We start from the raw sequence: 25,255 nt of genomic DNA on the forward strand, positions 1-25,255 counted from the left end.
CAAGTGATAATTCGCATGTTTCGTTTCGAATCTAGTTTTCAGAGAACAACACTCTGAAATGTAAGCTAAGCTATGCGTTTGGTGGCGATGGCGGAGGGGTTCCACACGTACCCATCCCGAACACGACCGTTAAGCCCTCTAGCGCCGATGGTACTTGGACCGCAGGGTCCTGGGAGAGTAGGACGCCGCCAAGCGAACTCTTTCATCATACATAGAAAACAGGCTCTGCATGTTGATGTTGTACGATGAATTGCATTTGCAGTGCAAATGCATATTATTCCCTGATAGCTCAGTTGGTAGAGCACTCGACTGTTAATCGAGTTGTCACAGGTTCGAGCCCTGTTCGGGGAGCCATTAAGGCCCGTTGGTCAAGGGGTTAAGACACCTCCCTTTCACGGAGGTAACAGGGGTTCGAATCCCCTACGGGTCATAATATGGAGGCTTAGCTCAGCTGGGAGAGCATCTGCCTTACAAGCAGAGGGTCGGGGGTTCGATCCCCTCAGCCTCCACCATATAAACTTTATAACGACGCGGGGTGGAGCAGCCCGGTAGCTCGTCGGGCTCATAACCCGAAGGCCGCAGGTTCAAATCCTGCCCCGCGCAATTATACTTTCCTTTGAGAAAGTGATCTGGAACCGTGGTGTAGTTGGCCTAACATGCCTGCCTGTCACGCAGGAGATCGCGGGTTCGAATCCCGTCGGTTCCGCCATTTTTATATTAATAATACCGTGTGCGGAAGTGGCTCAGCGGTAGAGCATCGCCTTGCCAAGGCGAGGGTCGCGGGTTCGATTCCCGTCTTCCGCTCCAATATTTGCGCCCTTAGCTCAGCTGGATAGAGCGTTTGACTACGAATCAAAAGGCCGGGAGTTCGAATCTCTCAGGGCGCGCCATTATAACTTCAAATTTGCCGGCGTGGCGGAATGGCAGACGCGCTCGACTCAAAATCGAGTGGGAAACCGTGGAGGTTCGAGTCCTCTCGCCGGTATATATAACGGGATGTAGCTCAGCTTGGTAGAGCACCTGGTTTGGGACCAGGGGGTCGCATGTTCAAATCGTGTCATCCCGATCTCTAAAAACACTATCTATAATTAGATAGTGTTTTTTTTATATTTATCTATATAAGATTCTATAAATGCAGGTTCCGGTATTCACTATGACAAGTTCTCTAACCTAACACATGTGTGTTCCTTCTTCAGACGATAAGTTAGTTGTGCATAAAGCCTCAGTCTTTAGGTCACAATAGGTTTAAAAAGTGATAGAAGGGGTTCATGTGAACACGTTTAACTTCAGAAAACATTTCAAGAGACGCTGGCGACGGTGGAAACGAACAGTATGGATGACGGCGGCTCTGCTTGCAGTTACGATATTGGCTTATAGCGGGTTGTCCATCTCATCGGCGATTGAGCGTTTGCTGACAACTAATTTTAGTGAGGCAACCAGTGTGTTGGGGCCTGTTACGCAGGAAACAAGATCTGAACAGGAGATTCAGGCGTTAGTAGAGCAACTTAATTCTGAACCGGATCATTTAACAAGTGTGGTTTTGGAAACACAGTACATCTGCGGAGTGGAGACAGAGCAGTTAGGCAAGATGGCTAGACCGCAGTTGAAGATGTTACTAGCTCAACATCCGGAATGGGATGCTACCGTTGAAACATCAGATGAGTTGCATTTGAAGCAACGTGTAGATGATCTTTCACCGCTTTGTAAACAGCAGGCTTATATCAGCATAGATGCTGTAGGGAACCTTAATTTGTACGAGGGTAAGCCGGCAGAAGAGAAGGTTATTCGTACGTTCTTTCAGTTGGATGTTGGGACGTTGGAAAGTTCTTTGCCTGAAGGGGTGCTGGATCAATTGCAGCAGGGGATTCGGATTCAGGACAAGGATGAGTATGATAGCGTAATCTCTACGTTCAGTGACTATGCCGTGGATGAAGACCATCATTTAATCCGTAATGGTGGGTAATCCAAACGTCCTCACCTACAATATTAAGATTGTTAAGTACTGAAACGATGGTGAAATGGTGGCAATAGCAATAACTTTGATGGTTTAGGGAACCAAGCGTTAGACCCAAAAATATGTGGAATATGATGAAGGACATCGAAGAGATGTCCTTTTTGTCGTTTGAACTGAAATACATGAAAATACGTATAAACATGTAGAAAATTCACGAATAAAGACGAGTAATCAGTTAGACAAAGTTTTTCCTGCCGCAGGGTCTATCTTTTGTTATAATGAAATGAACGATACATATGTTCGCTTTTGTGAGGGAGAGATGGTTTTGCGTTTTTTGGGAATTGACCCGGGGATTGCGATTGTTGGTTTTGGTTTTGTGGATAAAATCGGCAGTAAGGTGGTACCCGTACAATATGGATGTATTCAGACGGAAGCTCATACCCCTGAAGAGGAACGGTTGCTTCACGTATATGAAGGTATGGTGCAATTGATTGATAAATACAAACCAGACGCAGTAGCGCTGGAGAAACTTTTTTTCAATCGGAACGTTACAACAGCAATGTCTGTCAGTCAGGCGAGAGGAGTTATGGTACTCGCTGCCGCACAGAAGGGTTTGCCTATTGCAGAGTATACGCCAATGCAGATCAAGCAGGCCGTTGTGGGGTACGGTAAAGCGGAGAAGAAGCAAGTACAGGAGATGGTCAAAATGTTCTTGCGTCTTCAGGTCGTTCCTAAGCCGGATGACGTAGCTGATGCATTGGCTGTAGCCGTGTGCCACGCACACTCTTATACATTAAATTCCAAGTTGAATGAGGTATTGCGAAAATGATTGATTTTCTAAGAGGACAGTTCATTCATGTAGAGAATGATTATATTGTGCTGGATGTTCATGGTGTAGGGTATCGCGTATTCTGTCCAAATCCATTTGCGTTTGCGAAGCAAGAAGGCGAAATTACCGTGTATACGCACCATCATGTGCGTGAGGATGCGATGTTGCTGTTTGGATTTGTTACACGGGATGAACAGCGTTTGTTCCGTAAACTGATTGAAGTTTCCGGTATCGGTCCAAAAGTAGCTCTGGGCATACTCGCTGGGGGTACACCAGAACATGTGGTTACGGCGATTTACCAGGAGAATCTTACGTTCTTGACCAAATTGCCAGGGATCGGCAAGAAGACTGCACAACGCATGATTCTGGATCTTAAGGATAAGCTGGATAGCTTTGGCGCGGCAGCGTATGCAACAGGGTTGTTCGCTCCTCCATCGGAAGAGTCGGGAAGTGGTTCAGCCTGGGATGAGGCACGTGAAGGTCTCAAGGCACTTGGGTATACTGATAGTGAGCTTGATAAAGTGTGGCTCAAATTGAAAAAGGATGTTACTACAGCAGATTCCGTTGATGTGTTGATGAAAAAGGCGCTGCAAATGTTGTTTACGGGATAATACAAATTGCATATTATAATATAGCTGTAGCCTGCAAAAAAAGGTAGGGATGAACATGGATGATCGGATTATTTCCGCGAACCTGATGATGGAGGACCAAAATGTTGAGTTGAGTCTTCGTCCCCGGTATCTGAATGAATATATCGGGCAGAATCAGGTGAAGGAAAATTTAAAGATATATATTGAAGCTGCCAAATTCCGTAATGAGGCATTGGATCACGTTTTGTTATATGGCCCACCTGGTCTGGGTAAAACAACACTTGCCAACATTATTGCCAACGAATTGGGTGTTAATTTACGAACTACGTCAGGACCGGCTATTGAACGCCCGGGTGATCTTGCAGCATTGTTAACCAATCTGCAGGAAGGCGATGTCCTGTTTATTGATGAGATTCATCGTTTGCATCGTACAGTTGAAGAAGTCATGTACCCCGCTATGGAAGATTCCGCATTGGACATTATGATTGGTAAAGGTCCAAGTGCACGTTCCGTTCGGCTGGATCTGCCGCCATTCACTCTAATTGGGGCTACAACGCGTGCTGGCTTGCTGTCTGCTCCACTTCGAGACCGATTTGGTGTTATCAGTCGATTGGAATTCTACACGGTTGATGAGCTGGCTTATATCGTCTCACGCTCTACCGAAATTTTGGGTGTGGAGATTGTGGGAGATGCTGCGCAAGAGATTGCATTGCGCTCACGTGGGACACCGAGGATCGCGAACCGTTTATTAAAACGAGTACGTGACTTTGCACAGGTGCGTGGTGATGGGATTATAACGCAGACACTGGCGGAAGAAGCGCTGCAACGTCTCCAGATTGATCCGCGTGGCCTGGATGAGATTGATCACAAGATGCTCAAATCGATGATCAATAGCTTCCGGGGAGGCCCGGTAGGGCTGGATACCATTGCTGCTACGATTGGTGAAGAAAGTCAGACGATAGAGGATGTCTATGAACCGTATCTGCTTCAGATTGGTATGATTCAGCGTACACCAAGGGGCAGGATTGTAACAGATCTCGCTTATCATCACTTGGGTCTGCCTGTTCCACCAAGAGACGGGAAATAATCGAATCTGTTGAACATTCATCATAAACATTGAAATAATCACGTGTTAACCCGATATAAAGTGAAAGAAATGCATGGAGAGGAGTCTGATTGTGGGAAAAGCAATACGAACGAAGAAGTGGAGTCGTCGATTGAAGGTACTGGCGGCAGCTCTTTTGACAGTGGGTTGTCTGCAAGTGCCTGCATATGCAGCAGGAAATGATGGACAGACGATCCGGGTAGCCATGTTTGCAAATCTGGGCAGTACGTATAAATCAACTACACCACTCATTACGCTTGAATCGACCGGACAATGGAGCATCCAATCGGAGAGTGGCGCAAATGTAAGCCTTCCGGCAGGGCAGATCCGTTTCAGTGCAGATGGATTCCGAGTGAAAGTGTTGGAAACAGCGGATTTCAAGGCAGCATCTGCAGCAGCAAAATTGTTGCAGGCAACCGCAGATAAACCGTTGCTGTTCACAACGGCTGTGAATGGAAATGCCATTTATCAGCTCTACACAGGTAACTATGCAACGGAGGCACTGGCAGGACAAGCTGTTACACGAGTACAAAAGGTAGCAGCGGCTCAATTGGCTGGTCAAAAACCAGCTGTAACGGGAAGTAAACGCCTGTCTGCTGGAACCTATGGTTCGATTCAGGAAGCAGAGGCAGCACAAGCCAACCTTTTATCAACAGGAGTTAGTAGTGTCTATCCAGTCCTTCAACTGAGTGGAGGAAGCCAAGCATATGCGGTATGGGTGGGTGAAGCTTCAACGGATGCGGAATTAACTGCTTTGAAGAACAGTGTGGAAGCCAAAGCTCCGGGGGTAAGCCTTTCACCTGTCAACAATAGTGCAGGGCTCATCATCCGCCAGGATGCAGGATTAAGTACGGATGCACTCAAAACAGCTCCGCATTACACGATTGCAGGTACTGAATCCAAAGCATTGGTACAAGGGAATGGCAATGGCATCAAAGTAGTGGAACGTTCCCAGCGAACATATCGTGGAGATATGGAAATCAGCATTGTAAGTGGTGATCTGGCGTTGGTCAACGTCGTTCCACTGGAGCAATACCTGTATTCTGTCGTAGGAGCAGAGGTGTATTCCTCCTGGCCTGCTGAAGCTTTGAAAGTTCAAGCCGTTGCTGCTCGATCCTACGCGCTTCAACAGGGTGAACGTTTCAAAATTGCGAATGTTGTGGATACAACGCTCAGCCAAGCTTATAACGGGATTGGTTCGGAGAACGATAAAGTAACCAGTGCAGTGGATGCAACTGCTGGAGAAGTGGTCAAGAGCGGTGGGAAAATCATCGAAGCTGTGTTCTCCTCCAATGCGGGCGGCCAGACGGCTCATCCTTCTGAAGTATGGAACGGCGGAGCTGGTGTGTTTACCAATGTTGTCAGTTCGGGGGATACATCGGCCCAGGCCGGATTACATACGTGGTACCATGTGCTGCTCAGTTCAGGCGTTAGCGGGTACATTCGTGAGGATAACATCAAAGAATTAACAACCAAGACCAATGCGGGACTGGCCAAAGTGACGGTAACGGCTCAGAATACCAATGTGCGTGCCATTCCGTTAATTCAATCCACCGTTGAACCTGTAGCCAAAATGAATCCAGGCAATGAAGCTGTTGTGCTGGCAAAAGTGGCTCAATCTAATGACTATGCCTGGGTGAGAGGACCTTTCACGTCAGCTCAGTTGGTTAAATCCCTTCAGGGTAAAACAACAGCGTCTGTTCCTGCTTCAATCTCAACCTTGGAAGTGAGCAAGCGTGGACCTTCCGGAAGAGCACTTGAAGTCACTGCCAACGGACAGACTATGACGGTGAAATATGCCGATACATACCGCTCTGCACTCGGTGGATTACCGAGCACTTTATTTGATATTGCAGGGACCGGAAGTTATACTGTATTAGGCGCTGACGGCAAAACAGCCAGTAAAACCGGCTCAAATGGTGCCTCTGTATTGTCTTCTTCTGGCGCAGGAACATCATCCGGTAATGCCCTTGTGGTGATGAGTGGTGATGGTCAAGCGAGAGCGGTAACGCAGGGTCAGACCTTCATGTTCATCGGTCAGGGCAATGGCCACGGATTGGGCTTGTCCCAATGGGGAGCCAAAGGCATGGCAGATGAAGGGTATGATTACCAGGCAATATTGAAACACTATTATCAAAATGCGACTATTGTTAAGGAATGAAACTAAATGAATGTGAACTTATATGATTTTGAATTACCAGAGCAATTGATAGCACAGACGCCGTTGCTTGATCGCACGGCTTCCCGTTTGCTTACCTTGAACAAAGATAGTGGTGAGATTAATCATCAAACGTTTCCCGATATTATCGATTTTCTGAATCCCGGCGATACATTGATTCTGAATGATACACGTGTTCTACCAGCCCGTCTGTTCGGTACAAAAGAAGATACCGGAGCAAAAGCAGAAGTGTTATTGCTCAAAAATGTGGAAGGTGACAGGTGGGAAGCACTAGTTAAGCCGGGTAAAAAGCTGAAAGCCGGTTCGGTTATTGTATTCGGTGATGAACTGAAGGCAATCATTGAAGAAGAGGGTGAGATGGGTGCACGTACACTTACGTTTACGTATGATGGAATCTTCCAGGAGATTCTGGACCGTCTGGGTGAGATGCCATTGCCACCTTATATCAAAGAGACATTGGATGACCGCGAACGGTATCAGACCGTGTATGCCAAGCATGAAGGATCGGCGGCTGCACCCACAGCGGGATTGCATTTTACAGATGAATTGTTGGATCAGATTCGTGCCAAGGGCGTTAATGTCGCCTTCATCACGCTTCATGTAGGACTGGGAACATTCAGACCGATGTCGGTTGACGTTGTTGAAGATCATGTCATGCATGAGGAGTATTACTCCTTATCACAAGAAACGGCTGATCTGATTAACCAGACCAAAGAGAATGGACACCGTGTTTTTGCGGTTGGGACAACGAGCTGCCGGACTTTGGAAACGGTAGGCAGCAAATTTGAAAATGGAATACTGCAAGCGAGCAGCGGATGGACCAGTATTTTTATCTATCCAGGCTATTCCTTCAAAGTGATCGATGGGATGCTTACGAATTTCCATCTCCCAAAATCCACGTTGGTTATGTTGGTTAGTGCACTAGCAGGCAGGGAACATATTATGCAGGCATATGAGGAAGCCATCCAAGAGAAATACCGGTTCTTCAGCTTCGGCGATGCCATGTTGATATATTAGTATAACGGTATAACGATTAACTTTTAGAGGATGATTAAAACCAATGGCAGCAATTACGTATGAACATATCAAAACTTGCAAACAATCTGGTGCACGTCTGGGACGTGTACATACACCTCACGGTATTATTGAAACACCAACCTTTATGCCTGTAGGTACACAGGCGACTGTCAAAACAATGAGCCCTGAAGAATTGAAAGAAATGGATGCTCAGATTATTTTGAGTAATACCTATCACCTGTTTCTGAGACCAGGACATGAAATCATCCGTGAAGCTGGCGGGTTGCACAAATTCATGAACTGGGATCGTCCAATTCTGACGGACAGCGGCGGATTCCAAGTGTTTTCTCTTAGCGAGATGCGCAAAATTACGGAAGAAGGCGTTAACTTCCGTTCTCATCTGAATGGAGACAAGAAGTTCCTTTCTCCTGAAGTGGCGATGGAAATCCAGAATGCACTTGGCTCCGATATTATGATGGCGTTTGATGAATGTCCGCCATATCCGGCCGAATATGAATATGTCAAAAAATCACTCGAAAGAACGAGCCGCTGGGCAGAACGTTGTCTGGAAAGTCACGCTCGTCCGCATGATCAAGGTCTGTTTGCCATCGTACAGGGAGGCATGCATGAAGATCTTCGCCGTCAGAGCGCCGCAGATTTGACTTCCATGGATTTCCCGGGGTATGCTATTGGTGGACTGAGTGTTGGAGAACCGAAACATTTGATGTATGGTGTATTGGATTATACGCTACCTTTGTTGCCTTCCAATAAACCACGTTATTTGATGGGGGTAGGTTCGCCCGATGCGTTGATTGAGGGATCTATTCGTGGAGTGGACATGTTCGATTGTGTTCTGCCAACTCGGATTGCCCGTAACGGAACAACGATGACCAGTCAGGGACGTCTGGTAGTTCGCAATGCCAAGTTCGCAACCGATTTTGGACCATTAGATCCTGAATGTGATTGCTACACTTGTCGCAACTATTCCAGAGCTTATCTGCGTCATTTGATCAAAGCAGATGAAACATTTGGCCTGCGTTTGACAACGATCCATAATCTTCATTTCTTGCAGAATTTGATGCGTAACGTACGTAAAGCCATTATGGAAGATCGTTTGCTTGATTTCCGGGATGAATTTTTCGATCAATATGGTCTTCATGACAATGACAAAGGTTTCTGATTCAAGTTTTGCGGAAACCGGCGTAACAAGCAATATCTGTACGTATAGTCGATAAGGGGGAGTTTTGAATGTTTCAAGGAATGCCTCTAGCAGGAGCGCAAGGCGGTGGAATCGTATCTTTGATTGTACCTTTAGTACTCATGGTTGCGATTTTCTACTTCTTAATGATTCGTCCACAGAACAAAAAGCAAAAGCAACGGAATTCCATGCTGAGCCAGTTGAAAAAAGGCGATAAAATTGTAACGATTGGTGGCCTTCACGGAACGATCGCTGAGATTACGGACGATGTGGTTGTATTGCGTGTAAACGATGTAACTAAGCTTACATTTGACCGTAATGCAATCAGCACGGCCGTAGCTCGTGATACGGCTGTTGAATAGTTACTGTAACATAGAATAATGAGGGTACTTTTGTGGCGTATTCCCTAGTAGAGAACCGGATCTCCTTGGAGACCCGGTTCTCTTTTTTGATTTATGAGGGAAGGTCGATGTTCTTTACCAGTCAGTTAGGAGCGATGCGTATTAACACCGAATATGCCACCGAGAGCTGAAATGAAGAACGCGCTAAGCAGTTGTAAACTATCCTTCCAATTAAACGAAGCATCCAGTGCGAGAAATCCGATCAACAGCACAAGGAGTCCATATACGATTCCGGTAATCCCTCCGTAGTACCATCCTTTTTCACCAGAACGTTTGCCTGCCACAAAACCACCAACCAATAATGACAAGCCATGAACAACATAGGTATACAACGAGAGGTCCTGTTCCCGCATTCCGCTCATCCAGAGAAACAAGGAGAGAATTAATGCCCCGATAAACATCCATACAAAAGCCTGACAGAGGCCTGACAGAATCGGATTGGACACTCGAAACGAAACCAAGCGGCGGATCAATTGCATGAAGCAACCCCCTTGTACAAGTTATAAGTTAATACAGTGTATGGTCAAGCCTTCGGACTTATGAACTGTTTTCCATTAAATGAACGGATTATTTCTGCATGAGCATGTAAGGTTCAGGTCAAAATAGGGATTGCACTACCCAGCTAACTGTTAAAAACTCAGTTTCGAAGGAGGACCCTGTTGTGAACTTCCCAGATGTCGGATCACATATCTTTCGAACCATTCTCATGTACTTTCTGGTGTACTGTGCAATGAGGGTTATGGGTAAACGTGAGATTGGTAAGCTATCCATGTTTGATCTTGTCGTGTCCATTATGCTCGCTGAAATGGCTGCTTTTGTCATTGAAGATATTGATAAACCACTCTCTTATGGGATTGCCCCCATGCTTACCTTGATCATTGTACAGATCGGAATGGCCTATATAGGTCTTAAAAGTCGGCGTCTTCGCCTGATAATTGATGGCAAACCTACTGTTTTGATCTCCAAAGGCGTTCTTCACCGAGATGAGATGCGGAAGCAACGCTATAATCTGGATGATCTATTGCAACAACTCCGTGAACAGAATGTAGACAGTATCGGTGAGGTTGATTTCGCTATTTTGGAGACCACAGGCAAGCTGACCGTGTTTCCCAAGGATGAGAATACTTCTAACGACAGCAATTCTTCCGGTTCTGACTCAGAAGATTTTTCTTCCAGTAAATCCAAAACGGGAAAAAACCAGATTGACGGATCTCCAAATATCAAATTTCCAAATATTAAATATGAAGGTCTGCCACTACCCTTAATTATGGACGGAAAGGTCCAGGATCAGAATCTGGAGATCATTCAGAAAACGAGATTTTGGCTGAAAAATCAAATTCAACATAATGGTATTTTGGATTTCAAGGATGTATTTATTTGCTCCATTGACCACAATGGGAAGATATATGTCAGTCCAAAAGATGATAAAAAATGAAAATCATTTGCCTGAACGGCGCTTGAACCATGAACCAATCAAAGGAGCACGGGACAGATCATGAAAGTCAATCATTTTGGTCCAGCCCATGACGATGAAATACACGATAAGTCCGGCAAAAGGAGCGAGAAGCATCCTCACCCAAAAAGGCAATATCATGGCAGTCTCTTCGTATACGAGTAGGGTCGCTGCACCCATGATAAACATTCCTGCACCCGTCTTGACCCAATCCATAATTTTGAAGCGGAACTGTAGCAGGCTACGTACGCTTTGGGCATGTAACAGCGTAACTACCGTAGAATTCACACAGATGGCGATGACTGCACCGAAGATGCCATATTCAGGCCGGGAAGCAAGCGTTAAAATCAACGTGATTTTGATAACAGCACCGATAAACGTATTCAGCAATGCTTTACCCGGACGGTCAAGAGCTTGTAATGCAGCTTGAAGAGGAGCTTGAATATAAATGAACAAAGCAAAAGGAGCCATTAGTTTCAGCATGCTTCCGATCGATGCATCATTATACAGAACAAGACACATCGGTTCGGCAAGCACATACATAAACACAGAAAACGGAGCACCTGTCACGAGTGCCAAACGTAAGGCCTGATGCATTCTTTTGTGAATCAGTGCGCGATCTCCCTGAGCAGAAGCTTCAGACAGTGAAGGCACAAGTGATGTCGCGAGCGATGAGGTTAGTGCCCCTGGCAGCAGCAGCAAAGGAATAATCATACCTTGTAATGCACCATATTGTGCTGTAGCAAGGCCTTTGGATATGCCTGCCAGAGCCAGACTCTGGGCAGTAACGATGGTTTCGGCCAGATAAGATAAGGAGCCAACCAATCGGCCTGCTGTAACAGGAATAGAGATTGCAAGCAAACGCCGGATTAATCCGGGCTGTGGAGTACCCGTTTCTTTCAGAACTGAAGGTTTGGTTGTGAGGTTGGACATGTTCTGTTGCTTAGCGAGCGGTAACTCTTTCTTCTGCCTGTTATACTTCCACAAGAGTACAAGCATACCGCCGAATTCTCCAACGAGCGCTCCCAGCATGGCACCAGCAGCAGCTTGGGCAATACCGTGGGGGAGGAGAAGCCAGGCAAACCAAATGACACAGACGATACGAATGATGGTTTCAACAATGGATGAAATGGCAGTAGGCATCATGTTTTGCTTACCTTGGAAATACCCTCTGTAGACAGCAGATACGGCGATAATGGCAATCATGGGGCTCATACTAACGAACGTATGGTACACCCGCTCATCTGTGAGCACGTACTTGGTAACCCAGGGTGCAAATAGGATACACAAAAACATGAATACAACACCTAGGGTCAACGTAAAGCTTAAGCTTACTTGCAGGATTCGCTGGGGAGAATAACGATTGGCACCGGTATCAGCTTCGGCTACGAGCTTGGCTACGGCGAGCGGAATACCACCCGTAATTAATGTCACCAGTACGATAAAAAAGGGATAGCTCAATTGGTAGATGCCAACACCTTCTGCACCAATGACTCGTGGCAGCGCAATGCGCGGAATGAAACCAAGTATTCGATTAATTATGCCTGCCGCGAGCAGGATCATGGCCCCTTGGATAAATGTCTGTTTCTTCAAGACTACCCCTCTTTCCCGGTTGAAAGTACAGGCTATCAACATAAACGGGACAAAGCCGTTGTTCTTCATCCTATGCCAGTCCTTCATCTTCTCATGACAACTTGGACACGATTAACAAAAAGAACCATAATCAGCAAGAAGGAATATGATCAGGCGAAGTCGAATCATGTAATATTGATGCCGCATAAAGGCTTGGATGTACGAAGGGAGGCTCCCCGTTGGAAGAAATGAATGATGTGGAGTTGGAACAGTCAATAGAGATGCTCTGCCGTAGCAAGGCAGAGGAATTAAGGCTTGTCGGTTACGAATATGTCACCAGCAAAGATGTCTGGAATTGCGTCAGTCATAAATATGAAAAACAGGGCATTCCACCGCTTCACCAGCTGGTGAACGACATTTTGTCACTGAAAGCAACAAGCTTTATGAACTTTATGACCGTGTCTGCATACCGGGGGTCCTCTTTCTAGACGAAAGGGATCTTTTTTGTTGAAAATTGACTGCTTTTTACGGCATCGCTATAATAGGAATATTGAGAACGAAAGGGGATCTAGGAACGGCATGAAAAGAATTATCAGTTTCATTCTGGTCGTGCTTGTCACCACAGGGGTAATGGTGGGAACAAGCCCGGAACTGCTCAAAAATATACGCTTGGGCCTTGATTTAAAGGGAGGCTACGAGATCTTATATGAAGCAGAGCCGCTCGATGAGGGACAACAAGTCACCAAAGCATCACTGGTGCAAACGGCCAAGAGTCTTGAAAGCCGCGCCAATGCGCTCGGAACAAGCGAACCGGAGGTAACCACTGAAGGAAGCAACCGGATTCGTTTGAAGTTGGCAGGGGTTACGGACGAGGCTGAAGTTAGAGCCAAAATGAAAGAACCAGCCGTTTTGACCTTCCGTAGTAAAGCTGAGAATGACAAGGAAGGCGAATACACGAAGATTGAGCTTCGCGGTAATGAATTTGTGGAGAATGCAGCCAAAGTTGTGTTCACTCAATTGAATGAGCCTATGATTGACATTCAAGTGAAAGACAAAGCCAAATTTTCTGAAATTACCAAACGTTTGATCGGACAACCTCTCGCTATTTATTTGGACGATGAGTTGCTCTCTGCTCCAACCGTTAGACAACAGTTGACAGATGGTTCCGCTCAGATTTCGGGTGCCTACACACGTGATGAAGCAAACCAGCTTCGTGACACCATTAACTTGGGTGCATTGCCACTGAAACTTACAGAGAAGTATTCACAAAGTGTTGGTGCAACACTTGGTAAGCTTTCTCTGGATCAGACTATTAAAGCGGGATTGATTGGTTCCGTTATAATTCTAGTGTTCATGATTGGGCTCTATCGCATTCCTGGTATTATCGCGAGTTTTGCCTTGATTACACATACGTGGCTGGTACTTGCAATCTTCTATTTAGGAGAATTCGTGCTTACCCTTCCAGGTATTGCGGCGTTTATCCTGGGTATAGGGATGGCGGTGGATGCCAATATCATCACGTACGAACGGATTAAAGAAGAGATGCGCAGTGGTAAGTCGATCTTGTCTTCGGTTAAAGCGGGTGGTAAACATTCCTTCCGAACAATCATTGACTCCAACATCACAACCATTATTGCTGCGGCTGTTATGTTCTTCTTGGGAACAGGTGCGGTTAAAGGTTTTGCACTCGTGCTGATTTTTGATATTGTCACCAGTATTATCACGAATATTTTCTTCTCCCGCTTCCTGTTGACCCTGCTTGTACGGGGTAACGTGTTGAAGAAGCCTAAGTACTTCGGAGTGAAGGAGAGTGAAATTCGTGCGCTTTAATTGGAATTTTGATTATGTTAAAGGTAGTAAGATTGCCTATACGTTTTCCATCATCCTGACAATTGCGGGTATTATTAGTCTCTTGTCTCTAGGGTTGAATTATGCGGTTGATTTCCGTGCAGGCTCCAATGTAGATATCAGCGTATCCAAGTCGATTACAGCGGAGCAGATTAAACCTATTGTTAAGGACATCGGTGTTGATGAGGGTGATGTTACCATTACACCGGGGGCTGACCGTGTAAATGTTCGTTTCTCCAATGAATTGGATGAGACCCAAGAGAGCAAATTTAAACAGGAATTCACCAAACTGGATGCAACGGCTTCGTATGAAGTAAATACCGTTGATCCGGAGATGGCCAAAGAATTGGAGCGCAACGCGATCTACGCGGTACTCATTGCAAGTATCGGGATCATGATCTATGTTGCAATCCGGTTTGAGTGGCGCTTTGCTGTGGCAGCGGTGGTTTCACTGTTCCATGACGCATTTGTCGTAATAAGCATATTCTCGATATTCCGCTTGGAAGTCGATTTGACCTTTATTACGGCCGTATTGACCATTGTCGGGTTCTCGATCAACGATACGATCGTTATCTTTGACCGGATTCGTGAGAATTTGCGTTTTGCCAAAAAGTCAAGCAGAGCGGACTTACGTGAGGTAGTCAACCGCAGCTTGTCACAAACAATGACTCGTTCACTAAATACAACTTTTACTGTTTTTGTTGCTTCACTTTGTTTGTTTATTTTTGGCGGAGAATCCATTCGTATGTTCTCACTTGCGATGGTTATCGGAACACTGTTCGGCGCCTACTCTTCCATCTTTATTGCAGCACCCTTATGGTTCACGCTCAAAGGTAAACAAGTTAACAAGCCAAAAACAGTGGCTAAAGAATCTAACTAAACATCGTATTGTGAAGCCGCGTCTGCCAGGCGCGGTTTTGCAACTTTATGTACAGAAATAAGGGGGAATATACATGACCAGAGAACATATACCATCTGCTCAGGCTGCCACATGGAGTGGTATTGCTGGTAATATGGGACTTGCGGTAATCAAAGCGGGAGTCGGTTATATGGCAAATAGCAAATCATTGCTCGCTGACGGCTTGTATTCTGCTTCTGAAGCTGGTTCTGCCCTGGCAGGTCTCTTTCCCTCCAAGTCTGTACGTGATAAGAGCAAGGCTCACAGGGAACGGTTTAAAGAACATTCACGTGTTGCTAGACCCGGGATCTCAGTATTGTTATCTGTGCTGATCCTCATGGGTGGATTACAGCTTGCCATCTCCGCATTGGGTAGTCTCTCCGGAAGTGAACCGGAAGCACCCGGCAAGTCGGTACTTTTGGTGGCTGTTGCAGCTCTGGCTGTGAAAGAAGCGATTTTTCAATTTCAGTACAGATATTTTCGTAAACGAAACCAGTCTCAGGCGCTAGCCTATGCACAGCAACATCGTCGTGCGCTCTATTGCTCTCTCACCGTGTTAATCGGCATTATAGGATCGATGGCTGGTGAAGAGACGGGTTTGAGCATGCTGCTCTACCTGGACCCTACGGCTGCGTTGATTGCTTCCTGTTTTGTGCTTCACAAGGGTTACCGAATGATTGTGGACACAGTATATGGTTCACTTGTTCAGGAACTGGAGCAGGAGGACGCATCAGATTTCAAAGAGACTGTACAGCGAGTATACGGCATCATTACCATTGAGCATTTGGTTGCTCGTGAACAGGAACATGACGTTACGATTGAGTTGGTCATTAGCGTGAATCCGAGAATCTCCATACTGGAAGCACAGGAAATTGCAAACCGGGCCAAGACACTACTACTAACTCGTTTCAGTCATGTGAAAGAGGTACAGATTCAAGCGGTACCTTATGATCCAGGCTATCCCTATAAATCCAATCATGAACTGCCCGATCACGAAGCGACATTAATTCAGTAGTGAAGCGCGGGTCCAGTAGATCAGGAAAGGAGCGTTATCATTGCTTTATTCGCAATACCGGTGGAATACACCAAATATCGATTTGGAGGCGGCTGCGGGACTCTCGCAGGCGCTTTCCGTTTCACCCCTTGTTGGACGTTTGCTTGTGAGTCGAGGAGTGCACAATGAGAAGGAGGCCGAACGTTTTTTGCATCCTGATCTGAATCAGATGCATGATCCTTATCTGTTACTCGGCATGAATGAAGCTGTGCCACGAATCAAGCTGGCATTGGAGCGGGAAGAACATATTTTGATCTACGGGGATTATGACGCTGATGGCGTATCCAGCACATCGCTCATGATCCATTTGATGCGTCATCTTGGGGCTTCGTACGATATATATATCCCTCATCGCTCGAATGAAGGGTATGGATTGCACAACCATGCGTTGGATTGGGCCCATCAACAGGGCGTTTCATTGATAATTACCGTGGATACCGGAATCAGTGCTGTTGAACAGATTGCCTATGCGGCAACACTGGGCATCGAAGTCATTGTGACAGACCACCACGAGCCGCCTGAAATTTTGCCAGAAGCCTTTACTCTTATTAATCCAAAACTTCCAGGCTGTCCGTATCCTTTTAAAGGGTTGGCCGGAGCGGGAGTAGCCCTGAAACTTGCTCAGGCACTAATCGGGGAAGTACCCGGTGAATGGATGGAGATTGCCGCCATCGGTACCGTGGCCGATCTGATGCCTTTGGAAGGGGAGAACCGGGTTATCGTCAGTTATGGAATAGAATCGATGCGTGGTTCTCGTCTTCCCGGTGTAAGTGCATTGCTGGAAATCAGTGGGGTGGATCAGAGTCAGGTGACTTCGATTAATATTGCCTTTGCCATGGCACCTCGTATTAATGCCAGTGGACGTTTGGATCATGCTGGGAGAGCAGTATCACTTCTCACCACCGAGAATCTGGATGAAGCTCATACGCTTGCCGGCCAGCTTGATCTATTGAATCGGGAGCGGCAGCAAGTTGTAGAGGGCATAGTACAAGAAGCAACAGCACAGTTGGAACAAAAGATACAGCTTCGTTCAGGATCCGTTCCAGATGTAATCGTATTGGCTGGGGAGGGCTGGAACGTCGGAGTGGTTGGTATTGTGGCTTCCAAATTGCTGGAGCGTTATTACCGACCTACACTTATCCTTGGCATCGATCCAGAGAGTGGTGTCTGCAAGGGCTCTGCGCGCTCGATTGAGGGCTTGGATATCTATGAGGCACTCACAGTCAATAAACACACTATGGACCATTACGGGGGACATCCTGCTGCAGCAGGTATGACCTTGCATCGGGATCAGCTGGAAGAACTTGAGGCTGGTTTGAATAAGTTTGCTGCATCTGTATTAACTGAAGAGGACTTTGTACCTCAACGTCTTGCGGATGATGAATGCAGAATCAGTGATGTTCCGCTGAAAGTGATCCAGGAGATCGACAGATTGCAGCCTTTCGGGATGAGTAATCCTTCGCCACGGTTTGTGTTGAGAAGTGTGACTGTGAAGGAAACCAGAACAATGGGACGAGAGAAACGCCATCTGAAACTGGTTCTGGAACAGGATGGTCAGCAACTGGAAACCGTCGCTTTTGGCAAGGGAGCGTTAGCAGAATTTCTTCTCCCAGGTTCCGTTATTGATGTGATGGGGGAACTGTCCATCAATGAATGGAATGGGATGAGAAAACCTCAACTGATGCTTCAGGACATTCATGTTCCTCAGGTCCAAGTGTTTGATTTGCGCGGTAATGCCGAGCCATTAAATGCGATGAAGCATTTCTTGAGCTCACTTGAGGTGCATCTGCGATATAAATCTGGTTCTGTTGGTGCTATTGTTCGGAAAGAAACAGATGTTTCCGAGGGAAATTCATTGTATGAACCTTGCCTTTGGGTATATGATAGAAAGGTCGGGTTATTTCCGTGTAATGCTGCTGCACAGCATTATGGACAGGAACAAGTCCGGACGTTATTTGTGTTTGATACGCCGGAAACCCCGGAACAACTTGATGCCATGCTGGCTTTGTTCAGTGGAGCTGAGAATATCATCCTTCTGCACGGATCAGGCAACCGCCGAGATCGCCTTCAGATGCCTTCCAGAGAACTCTTTAAGCGTATTTATATGCAGGTGTTGAAATGGAAAGCTGAACCCGTGGAGGAACAAGAGATTACTCCTGTGCTCAGTCGTCAGTGTGGTTGTTCGCCGCGCATGATTACGATGATGTTGGATGTATTCGAAGAGTTATCCTTCATTACCCGTGAAAACGGCAAAATTGCGTTTGTGGATAACCCGCCTAAGCGTGAACTAACCGCTTCACGTCACTATCAAGCGCTCGAAAATATGGCCGAGATAGAACAGGTGATGCTGGATGCAGCCACACCGCAACTGACACAATGGATGATATCCCGGATGAAGGGCGTATCTTAGATGGAAGTTTGTGTATTTATTTTAGGAGGAGATTATTTTGGATTTTAAAGATTATATTCGTGTCATTCCTGACTTTCCACAACCGGGAATCAGCTTTAAGGACATTACAACATTGTTAAAGGATGGAGAAATGTACCGCAATGCGATCAATGAACTGAAAGTGATGGTTTCTGATCTCAAAATTGACGTTATTGCTGGACCTGAAGCACGTGGTTTCGTTGTGGGCGCCCCTCTGGCATATGCTCTTGGTGTCGGTTTTGCTCCGATTCGCAAAAGTGGAAAATTGCCTGGAGAGACGATTGAAGTTGGTTATGATCTCGAGTATGGCAAGGATACACTCGCGATGCACACAGATGCGATTGAAAGAGGTCAAAATGTCCTGATCGCAGATGATCTGCTCGCAACGGGTGGAACGATTGCAACTTCCATCAACTTGATTGAACAATTAGGTGGGAAAGTTGTCGGTGCTGCCTTCTTGATCGAGCTGTCTGATCTGAATGGTCGTGCTAAATTGCCTGAAATCGATGTATTCACATTGATGAACTATTAAGCTGCAATCTCCACATGTACCGCTGTGATTGAAACATGAATTGCTTTTTCCGTTTCCCGGGAAATAATATACAGCATTAATGATTATCAAAAAGCCTGTTCTTCCAACCGTAAGGTTAGGGAGAACAGGCTTTTTGATGTGTATACGATGGAAATTAATCGGGCGTTTTTTCAGTGATAGGCTGTTTTTGTGAATCGTCATTCAACCAACCTAGGACTTCAAACAGTTTGAACAACAAACTCATCAGGATTCCGACAATGGTTGCCAGTGCCATCCCTTTCAGATGAATACCGTAGAAGGTAACTTCTGTACCACTTAACCCGATGACCAGTACAAGTGTAGTAAGCAACAGATTAGTCGGTTTGGCAAAATCGACTTTCTGTTCAACCAGAATACGCAGACCGGATGCTGCAATAACTCCGAACAGAAGCAGGGATACTCCACCCATAACAGGCACAGGAATGTTAGCTACAAGCGCCGAGAATGTTCCTGAGAAGGAGAGTACGATTGCAATGACTGCTGCGCCACCAATGACATATGTGGAGTATACACGAGTCAGTGCCATAACACCGATGTTCTCACCATAGGTTGTATTTGGAGTTGATCCAACAAACCCGGACAGAATGGTGGAGACCCCATTACCAAGCAGGGAACGATGAAGCCCAGGGTCTTTCGAAAGATCTTTGCCTACAATGCTGCTCGTTACAAGCAAATGTCCAATATGTTCTACAATAACCACGAGTGCTACAGGTAAAATGGTGAAGACAACAGACCAGTCAAATGTAGGAGTGGTTACGGTTGGCAGTGAGAGGAAATCAGCGTTTCCAATAGCCTGTTTATCAACCAGACCCATGGAATAGCCAAGGATATAACCAACTACGATACCGATTAGAATATGAATGATTTTGGGGAATCCACGGAACGTTACGGCTCCAATGACAGTGATACCGAGTGTGGCCATGGATAAAATAATGGGTTTGGCCTGAGGCACCCAGTTCGGGTTAGCAACAGGATCAGAATTAATCAATCCGGCCATTTGCGCTGCAACAGGTACAAGCTCCAGACCGATCAGGGCAACAATGGCACCCATAACCGCTGGTGGGAATACCACGTTGATCCATCCTGTTCCAGCATATTTGATAATAAGAGCCACGAGGCAGAACACAAGTCCTGTAATGATAAAAGCTCCAAGTGCCATGGAGTAGCCGTTCTCTGGATGTGTTTTCAATACTGAAGTGACAGGAGCAATAAAGGCAAAACTGGAACCAAGATATGCTGGGATCTTTCCTTTACACATCAGTATGTACAACAGTGTTCCAATCCCGTTCATCAGCAGGATCATACTTGGATCGACACCGAACAGGTTAGGTACAAGCACCGTACTGCCAAACATGGCAAACAAATGCTGAAGGCTAAGCAGTGAACCTGAGCCAAGTGGCATCTTTTGATTAACCTGAATTTCGCGTTGCAATGAATTTCATCTCCTTTTCCGAAACACAAACTTTCAATAGATTACAGAGTTTCTCTTAATTAAGCAATAACATTTTTGACGTAGCAGAGCGATGGAATTTATAATTTCATGAATTTTCCTTCTATTTCAGCAAATAAAGGCAATAATACATAAGAAATAAGAAACACATCAATCCCCTGTGAGTCATAGGGAAATGGGTTAGAAGTAATTCAGATCACCAATATAAAAATTGGATAAGCGCTCTTATTCGTCAGCAGTTGACGGGAAACGGGCGAAGCGTCATAATTATAGGAAATTACTTTTACGGGGAACCTGTGTTGCAGCACTGTCACGGGTTCCATTTGGTATAGAAAGGACACGGAACAGATCAGAATGGGCATAGAGCAATTACTCGAGAAGGCCGGGGCATATATCAAAGAACCCGATCTGGTGCGCATACGAGAAGCTTACGAATTTGCTGATCAGGCCCACCATGGACAGACGCGAAAATCGGGAGAACCGTATATTCTGCATCCGCTTGCGGTTGCCGACATTGTTGTGAACATGCAGATGGACACCATCTCCATAATAGCAGCGCTTCTTCATGATGTAGTAGAGGATACTACGGTCTCACTTGAAGAGATCCGCAATCATTTCGGCAATACGTGTGCCATGCTTGTTGACGGCTTGACGAAGCTGGAACGTATTCAGTTTCGCTCCAAGGAAGAACAGCAGAACGAGAACTACCGCAAAATGTTCATCGCCATGGCGCAGGACATCCGTGTCATCGTGATTAAATTGGCTGACCGTCTGCATAATATGCGGACACTCAAGTTTCAGTCGGAAGAAAGCCAGCGCCGGATTTCATATGAGACGCTGGAAATTTTCTGTCCGATTGCAAACCGGTTGGGTATCTCTGCAATCAAATGGGAAATGGAGGACATCGCCCTCCGTTATTTGAATCCGCAGCAGTATTACCGAATTGCTAACCTCATGCACAAAAAACGTGCGGAACGTGAGCAATATATTGATACGGTTATGGATGGAATTACGAACAAGCTCGATGAGATGGGAATTCAGGCAGACCTTTCGGGCCGCCCGAAACATATCTACAGCGTGTTCAAGAAAATGACCACCAAAAACAAGCAGTTTAACGAAATTTACGATCTGCTTGCCATTCGTATTATTGTGGATAATATCAAGGATTGTTATGCTACCCTGGGAATTATACACACGCTATGGAAACCGATGCCTGGACGCTTTAAAGACTACATTGCGATGCCGAAGGCGAATATGTATCAATCGCTGCATACAACGGTAGTTGGTCCCAATGGCGAACCAACAGAAGTACAGATTCGGACATGGGATATGCACCGGACTGCTGAATTTGGTATTGCTGCCCACTGGGCCTACAAAGAAGGGGCTGCGAACGGAAATCATTTTGAAGATAAGATTACGTTCTTCCGTGAAATTCTTGAACTTCAAAACGAAGCACAGGATGCATCAGAATTCGTAGAGTCACTCAAAATGGATTTCTTCTCGGATCTGGTATTTGTATTTACGCCAAAAGGAGAAGTCATCGAATTGCCGATCGGCTCTGTTCCTTTGGATTTTGCTTATCGAATCCATACGGAGGTTGGTAATCGGACCATTGGTGCCAAAGTAAACGGTCGGATTGTTCCGCTCGATTATCATCTGAAGACAGGTGATATCATCGAAATTTTGACGTCCAAACATTCTTACGGACCGAGCCAGGATTGGATGAAAATTGCGAAATCTTCTCATGCACGAGCGAAGATCAAGCAATGGTTCAAGAAGGAACGCCGTGAAGAAAACGTTGAAAAAGGTCGGGAGAGCTGTGAGCGTGAACTGAAACGCATGGGGCTTGATCCTTCTGCGTGGATGACGGATGACAAGTTGATGGAAGCTGCCAAAAAATATGCGTTTAACGATATTGATGACATGCTTGCGGCTGTTGGATTCGGTGGGATTACTGCTGCACAGATTGTAACCAAAGCTACCGAAAAACTGCGTAAAGAGCAGGAAGAGTCCAGTTTGCTGGAATTAAATTCCGAGATGCGCGAGCTGAAACCTGCGCCTGAGCGCAGAAATCGACCAACCAACGGTATTCGTGTCAAAGGCATCGATAATCTGCTTGTTCGATTCGCACGATGCTGTAATCCTGTACCTGGGGATGACATTATCGGATACGTTACACGCGGACGCGGCGTTTCCGTACACCGTAGTGACTGTCCGAATATCCCGACAAGTGCAGACGGTGAAGAAGCAGCACGTGTTATTGAGGTCGAGTGGGAAGAGAATATCGAAGCAAGTTACAGTGTGGATATTGAGATTACAGGCCATGATCGGAATGGCTTGCTCAATGAGGTGCTTCAGGCTGTATCTGAAAGTAAAACCAATATATCTGCCGTTACAGGACGGACAGATAAAAATAAATTAGCATTGGTGCACGTCACAATTCTGATTCGTAATACGGATCATCTGCAATCCGTTGTAGAACGGATCAAACGTGTGAAAGATGTCTATTCGGTGCATCGGATTATGCAGTAAGGAGCCTGTAAGATGAGGGTGCTTGTACAACGCTGTAAAGAGGCTCAGGTGACCGTGGGAGACGAGCTGACAGGTAAGATCGAATCCGGATTAATGCTGCTCGTAGGCATTACCCATGAGGATACCGAGAAGGATGCCCAGTATCTGGCTGACAAAGTTAGTGGGTTAAGGATATTTGAGGATGATCAGGAGAAGATGAATCTCAGCCTGCTTGATGTAGGCGGTGCTGTATTGTCTGTTTCCCAGTTCACCCTGTACGGAGATTGTCGCAAAGGAAAGCGTCCGAGCTTTGCGGCTGCGGCCCGACCTGAAGCGGCAGAACTGTTATATGAAACGTTTAATCAACTACTACGGGATAAAGGTATTCAGGTTGAAACCGGGCGTTTCGGAGCGATGATGGATGTAACATTTACCAACTGGGGACCCGTGACTTTGATGCTTGAAAGTCCGGTTCGTCAGGAACTACGTGCATAATTTCATGAGGTTCAGGCCATAATTAGGATAATTCGTTGATGACTATTTCATGATCAAAGGAGCATCCATCCAATTATGCGCCAATCTGCGAAAGAAACACGTACCCGTTCAGAACCTCTGTTACTCCCTGGCAACCTGTATGAATCATTGCACCTTGCCCGTTCGGCTGCTGAGTATGTTGCAACGATCTGGGCACTTCAGGATTCGGACAAAGGGAAGCAGAGTCATCTTCCGCGATCTTGAATGTTTACACAGGTATATAATTATCCGATATTTGGATTATACAGATTCTGAAAAAGTCCTGATTCCTTACCGAATCAGGACTTTTTGTCGTGAGTAGATCTATTTTAACTATTCGTTTGACGACTGCTTTACAAAATGAAATTACATTGAATTGTTATAAATTGCTCTGGTGAGGGTAATAACAAAACGAGGCACAACGAAGTGCCAATGTACTGCAAGACCCGATTTTATAAAGAAAGTTCGAACACGGAAAGGAGAACATACGTTATGAGTAAAGTTGCTTTTTTATTGGCGAATGACTTTGAAGATTCGGAGATGCAGGTCCCGTATGACGAAGTAAAAAAAGCTGGACATGAAGTGGAGATTATCGGATTAAAAGCCGGTGAGACCCTTAAAGGTAAAGGAGGAAAGGCCTCCTATACCACAGATAAGGCGATTGGTGATGCATCCGCTTCAGATTATGATGCAGTTGTGATCCCTGGTGGATCATCCCCTGAGAATTTGCGAACTGATGCGCACATCTTGAAGTTTGTCACTGAGATCAACAGTGCGAAGAAACCAATCGCAGCGATATGCCATGGTCCGCAGATTTTGGCTAGTGCCGGTCTGTTGAAAGGCCGCACCATTACATCCTATCCACCACTTAAGGATGACATGGTAAACGCAGGAGCAGAGTTCAAGGATCATGAGGCGGTTGTGGATGGAAACTATATTACATCCCGTACGCCTGAAGATGAGCCAGCGTTTGTACGTGAACTGCTAAAAGTTATATAACTTCACCCGGTTTTAACTGACATACATTAAGTATTTTAAACTACGTTACATCGTGACGTCTATAAACTTCACGTTTGCATTTCATTCCGAAAAAGGAGGGTTTGACATGACAAAACATATTCAGGCGTATTTTCGAACCGAAGACGAGGCGGAGGGAGCAAGAACTTCACTTCAGACGTTCCGTACAGAGCATTTGGAAGTAGGTCAACTCGATAGTGCGATAGGTAGAGACACGCGTGTTATGGTACCACTGGTGCCATATAATACAGCAGGTGGCGTAGGTACCAACGGAGCAATGGGTGTAGGTGCAGCCCCTGGTGTTCCAGCCAGCGAAAATGTGATCCCTGTGGTAGCCAATGTGGACCGTGATGCAGAACGGGATACTCGTGACAGAGTGAATGAGGATGGAGACCTGCTGCAAGCGGCGGATGTGTCTTCGGCCGATTATGATGATCTGCACTATGTTCTGTCTGCCAAAGTAAGGGATGAGGATTATGACGAAATTGTTCATAAGCTTCGTTCCAACCATGCCTATGTGGAAGATTTGAATTAACGTGTAGATACCTCTTTGCCCTTGCACTGCTTGACTACAGAGTCGAGTAATGTGCAAGGGCTTTTAATTATAAATATATTAAAAAAATTAGAATATAAAGCGCTATCATTTTTGTAATATTACTGTAATATT

At 45.8% G+C, this 25,255-nt stretch carries 23 protein-coding genes, 9 tRNA genes and 1 rRNA gene; 30 read left to right on the top strand and 3 right to left on the bottom strand.

What is annotated here, in order from left to right; all coding sequences use genetic code 11:
- The first annotated feature begins 77 nt into the window (after positions 1-77).
- The 18 genes from rrf to yajC all read left to right on the top strand — a co-directional run bounded on the left by rrf (position 78) and on the right by yajC (position 9,234).
- A 5S ribosomal RNA gene (gene rrf, locus QF049_RS29875) occupies positions 78-194 on the top strand.
- Positions 195-278: 84 nt separating this feature from the next.
- Positions 279-354, top strand: a tRNA-Asn gene (locus QF049_RS29880).
- Between the two features lie 4 nt (positions 355-358).
- Positions 359-430 (top strand) — tRNA-Glu (locus tag QF049_RS29885).
- 6 nt (positions 431-436) lie between these two features.
- Positions 437-512, top strand: a tRNA-Val gene (locus QF049_RS29890).
- An 18-nt stretch (positions 513-530) separates the two neighbouring features.
- A tRNA-Met gene (locus QF049_RS29895) sits at positions 531-603 on the top strand.
- Positions 604-631: 28 nt separating this feature from the next.
- Positions 632-709: transfer RNA gene (locus QF049_RS29900), tRNA-Asp, on the top strand.
- A gap of 23 nt (positions 710-732) precedes the next feature.
- Positions 733-807, top strand: a tRNA-Gly gene (locus QF049_RS29905).
- Between the two features lie 6 nt (positions 808-813).
- Positions 814-890: transfer RNA gene (locus tag QF049_RS29910), tRNA-Arg, on the top strand.
- Between the two features lie 16 nt (positions 891-906).
- Positions 907-985 (top strand) — tRNA-Leu (locus tag QF049_RS29915).
- 7 nt (positions 986-992) lie between these two features.
- Positions 993-1,066, top strand: a tRNA-Pro gene (locus QF049_RS29920).
- Between the two features lie 204 nt (positions 1,067-1,270).
- Complete coding sequence (locus tag QF049_RS29925) at positions 1,271-1,963, top strand: BofC C-terminal domain-containing protein (protein ID WP_307542604.1); 693 nt, start codon at positions 1,271-1,273, stop codon at positions 1,961-1,963.
- Positions 1,964-2,279: 316 nt separating this feature from the next.
- Positions 2,280-2,783: a crossover junction endodeoxyribonuclease RuvC gene (gene ruvC / locus QF049_RS29930; protein WP_017686765.1), complete on the top strand. Its 504-nt coding sequence runs from the start codon at positions 2,280-2,282 to the stop codon at positions 2,781-2,783.
- Positions 2,780-3,394 carry a Holliday junction branch migration protein RuvA gene (gene ruvA, locus QF049_RS29935; RefSeq protein WP_036616866.1) on the top strand — a complete coding sequence of 205 codons (615 nt, stop codon included), beginning with the start codon at positions 2,780-2,782 and terminating at the stop codon, positions 3,392-3,394. Before ruvC ends, ruvA begins: the two co-directional genes overlap by 4 nt.
- Positions 3,395-3,449: 55 nt before the next feature.
- On the top strand, positions 3,450-4,460 hold the full coding sequence (ruvB, locus tag QF049_RS29940) for a Holliday junction branch migration DNA helicase RuvB (RefSeq protein ID WP_091020485.1): 1,011 nt from the start codon (positions 3,450-3,452) through the stop codon (positions 4,458-4,460).
- A 73-nt stretch (positions 4,461-4,533) separates the two neighbouring features.
- Positions 4,534-6,639, top strand: coding sequence for a SpoIID/LytB domain-containing protein (locus QF049_RS29945; RefSeq protein WP_373428319.1), 2,106 nt, complete (start codon positions 4,534-4,536; stop codon positions 6,637-6,639).
- Between the two features lie 6 nt (positions 6,640-6,645).
- Positions 6,646-7,674: a tRNA preQ1(34) S-adenosylmethionine ribosyltransferase-isomerase QueA gene (queA, locus tag QF049_RS29950; RefSeq protein ID WP_307542610.1), complete on the top strand. Its 1,029-nt coding sequence runs from the start codon at positions 6,646-6,648 to the stop codon at positions 7,672-7,674.
- 43 nt (positions 7,675-7,717) lie between these two features.
- Positions 7,718-8,854 carry a tRNA guanosine(34) transglycosylase Tgt gene (gene tgt / locus QF049_RS29955; RefSeq protein WP_036616872.1) on the top strand — a complete coding sequence of 379 codons (1,137 nt, stop codon included), beginning with the start codon at positions 7,718-7,720 and terminating at the stop codon, positions 8,852-8,854.
- A gap of 68 nt (positions 8,855-8,922) precedes the next feature.
- A complete protein-coding gene (gene yajC, locus QF049_RS29960) occupies positions 8,923-9,234 on the top strand; it encodes a preprotein translocase subunit YajC (protein ID WP_036616875.1) in 312 nt (103 codons plus the stop codon).
- A 125-nt stretch (positions 9,235-9,359) separates the two neighbouring features.
- On the opposite strand, the gene QF049_RS29965 is transcribed toward yajC, so the two are convergent.
- Positions 9,360-9,752 (bottom strand): TIGR04086 family membrane protein, encoded by a 393-nt coding sequence (locus tag QF049_RS29965; protein WP_105407174.1) that lies wholly within the window; start codon positions 9,750-9,752, stop codon positions 9,360-9,362.
- A gap of 227 nt (positions 9,753-9,979) precedes the next feature.
- Between QF049_RS29965 and QF049_RS29970 the strand changes: the two genes are divergently transcribed.
- On the top strand, positions 9,980-10,708 hold the full coding sequence (locus tag QF049_RS29970) for a YetF domain-containing protein (RefSeq protein WP_373428379.1): 729 nt from the start codon (positions 9,980-9,982) through the stop codon (positions 10,706-10,708).
- Between the two features lie 3 nt (positions 10,709-10,711).
- On the opposite strand, the gene spoVB is transcribed toward QF049_RS29970, so the two are convergent.
- On the bottom strand, positions 10,712-12,319 hold the full coding sequence (gene spoVB / locus QF049_RS29975; protein WP_307542614.1) for a stage V sporulation protein B: 1,608 nt from the start codon (positions 12,317-12,319) through the stop codon (positions 10,712-10,714).
- A gap of 227 nt (positions 12,320-12,546) precedes the next feature.
- Here spoVB and QF049_RS29980 point away from each other — a divergent pair, with 227 nt between their 5' ends.
- From QF049_RS29980 to QF049_RS30005, 6 genes are all read left to right on the top strand, one after another.
- A complete protein-coding gene (locus tag QF049_RS29980) occupies positions 12,547-12,786 on the top strand; it encodes a post-transcriptional regulator (RefSeq protein WP_036617497.1) in 240 nt (79 codons plus the stop codon).
- A gap of 91 nt (positions 12,787-12,877) precedes the next feature.
- Positions 12,878-14,128: a protein translocase subunit SecD gene (secD, locus tag QF049_RS29985; protein ID WP_307542616.1), complete on the top strand. Its 1,251-nt coding sequence runs from the start codon at positions 12,878-12,880 to the stop codon at positions 14,126-14,128.
- Positions 14,118-15,026 carry a protein translocase subunit SecF gene (gene secF / locus QF049_RS29990; RefSeq protein ID WP_307542618.1) on the top strand — a complete coding sequence of 303 codons (909 nt, stop codon included), beginning with the start codon at positions 14,118-14,120 and terminating at the stop codon, positions 15,024-15,026. Before secD ends, secF begins: the two co-directional genes overlap by 11 nt.
- 73 nt (positions 15,027-15,099) lie before the next feature.
- Positions 15,100-16,059 carry a cation diffusion facilitator family transporter gene (locus QF049_RS29995; RefSeq protein WP_150364586.1) on the top strand — a complete coding sequence of 320 codons (960 nt, stop codon included), beginning with the start codon at positions 15,100-15,102 and terminating at the stop codon, positions 16,057-16,059.
- 40 nt (positions 16,060-16,099) lie between these two features.
- Positions 16,100-18,508: a single-stranded-DNA-specific exonuclease RecJ gene (gene recJ, locus QF049_RS30000; protein ID WP_307542622.1), complete on the top strand. Its 2,409-nt coding sequence runs from the start codon at positions 16,100-16,102 to the stop codon at positions 18,506-18,508.
- Between the two features lie 37 nt (positions 18,509-18,545).
- On the top strand, positions 18,546-19,058 hold the full coding sequence (locus tag QF049_RS30005; protein WP_307542624.1) for an adenine phosphoribosyltransferase: 513 nt from the start codon (positions 18,546-18,548) through the stop codon (positions 19,056-19,058).
- A gap of 154 nt (positions 19,059-19,212) precedes the next feature.
- Here QF049_RS30005 and uraA read toward each other — a convergent pair whose 3' ends face one another.
- Entirely contained in the window at positions 19,213-20,529 is a 1,317-nt protein-coding gene (uraA, locus tag QF049_RS30010; protein WP_307416356.1) for a uracil permease, read from the bottom strand.
- Between the two features lie 372 nt (positions 20,530-20,901).
- Between uraA and QF049_RS30015 the strand changes: the two genes are divergently transcribed.
- From QF049_RS30015 to QF049_RS30035, 5 genes are all read left to right on the top strand, one after another.
- Entirely contained in the window at positions 20,902-23,079 is a 2,178-nt protein-coding gene (locus QF049_RS30015; protein WP_036616894.1) for a RelA/SpoT family protein, read from the top strand.
- Between the two features lie 12 nt (positions 23,080-23,091).
- Complete coding sequence (gene dtd, locus QF049_RS30020; RefSeq protein WP_091020464.1) at positions 23,092-23,553, top strand: D-aminoacyl-tRNA deacylase; 462 nt, start codon at positions 23,092-23,094, stop codon at positions 23,551-23,553.
- Positions 23,554-23,628: 75 nt separating this feature from the next.
- Positions 23,629-23,796 carry a hypothetical protein gene (locus tag QF049_RS30025; RefSeq protein ID WP_017686784.1) on the top strand — a complete coding sequence of 56 codons (168 nt, stop codon included), beginning with the start codon at positions 23,629-23,631 and terminating at the stop codon, positions 23,794-23,796.
- Positions 23,797-24,063: 267 nt separating this feature from the next.
- Entirely contained in the window at positions 24,064-24,570 is a 507-nt protein-coding gene (locus QF049_RS30030; RefSeq protein ID WP_105601829.1) for a type 1 glutamine amidotransferase domain-containing protein, read from the top strand.
- Positions 24,571-24,676: 106 nt separating this feature from the next.
- Positions 24,677-25,123: a hypothetical protein gene (locus QF049_RS30035; protein ID WP_091020461.1), complete on the top strand. Its 447-nt coding sequence runs from the start codon at positions 24,677-24,679 to the stop codon at positions 25,121-25,123.
- Positions 25,124-25,255: the final 132 nt, after the last annotated feature.

Origin of the sequence: Paenibacillus sp. W4I10 (assembly GCF_030816325.1) — a bacterium.
GTDB lineage: Bacteria > Bacillota > Bacilli > Paenibacillales > Paenibacillaceae > Paenibacillus > Paenibacillus amylolyticus_B.

Excerpts from the sequence above, each read along its gene's own strand:
- ruvA (WP_036616866.1), top strand. The coding sequence starts at position 2,780 with ATGATTGATTTTCTAAGAGGACAGTTCATTCATGTAGAGAATGATTAT.
- ruvB (WP_091020485.1), top strand. The coding sequence starts at position 3,450 with ATGGATGATCGGATTATTTCCGCGAACCTGATGATGGAGGACCAAAAT.
- QF049_RS29945 (WP_373428319.1), top strand. The coding sequence starts at position 4,534 with ATGGAGAGGAGTCTGATTGTGGGAAAAGCAATACGAACGAAGAAGTGG.
- queA (WP_307542610.1), top strand. The coding sequence starts at position 6,646 with ATGAATGTGAACTTATATGATTTTGAATTACCAGAGCAATTGATAGCA.
- tgt (WP_036616872.1), top strand. The coding sequence starts at position 7,718 with ATGGCAGCAATTACGTATGAACATATCAAAACTTGCAAACAATCTGGT.
- yajC (WP_036616875.1), top strand. The coding sequence starts at position 8,923 with ATGTTTCAAGGAATGCCTCTAGCAGGAGCGCAAGGCGGTGGAATCGTA.
- QF049_RS29965 (WP_105407174.1), bottom strand. The coding sequence starts at position 9,752 with ATGCAATTGATCCGCCGCTTGGTTTCGTTTCGAGTGTCCAATCCGATT.
- QF049_RS29970 (WP_373428379.1), top strand. The coding sequence starts at position 9,980 with ATGTACTTTCTGGTGTACTGTGCAATGAGGGTTATGGGTAAACGTGAG.
- QF049_RS29980 (WP_036617497.1), top strand. The coding sequence starts at position 12,547 with ATGAATGATGTGGAGTTGGAACAGTCAATAGAGATGCTCTGCCGTAGC.
- secD (WP_307542616.1), top strand. The coding sequence starts at position 12,878 with ATGAAAAGAATTATCAGTTTCATTCTGGTCGTGCTTGTCACCACAGGG.
- QF049_RS29995 (WP_150364586.1), top strand. The coding sequence starts at position 15,100 with ATGACCAGAGAACATATACCATCTGCTCAGGCTGCCACATGGAGTGGT.
- QF049_RS30015 (WP_036616894.1), top strand. The coding sequence starts at position 20,902 with ATGGGCATAGAGCAATTACTCGAGAAGGCCGGGGCATATATCAAAGAA.
- dtd (WP_091020464.1), top strand. The coding sequence starts at position 23,092 with ATGAGGGTGCTTGTACAACGCTGTAAAGAGGCTCAGGTGACCGTGGGA.
- QF049_RS30025 (WP_017686784.1), top strand. The coding sequence starts at position 23,629 with ATGCGCCAATCTGCGAAAGAAACACGTACCCGTTCAGAACCTCTGTTA.
- QF049_RS30030 (WP_105601829.1), top strand. The coding sequence starts at position 24,064 with ATGAGTAAAGTTGCTTTTTTATTGGCGAATGACTTTGAAGATTCGGAG.
- QF049_RS30035 (WP_091020461.1), top strand. The coding sequence starts at position 24,677 with ATGACAAAACATATTCAGGCGTATTTTCGAACCGAAGACGAGGCGGAG.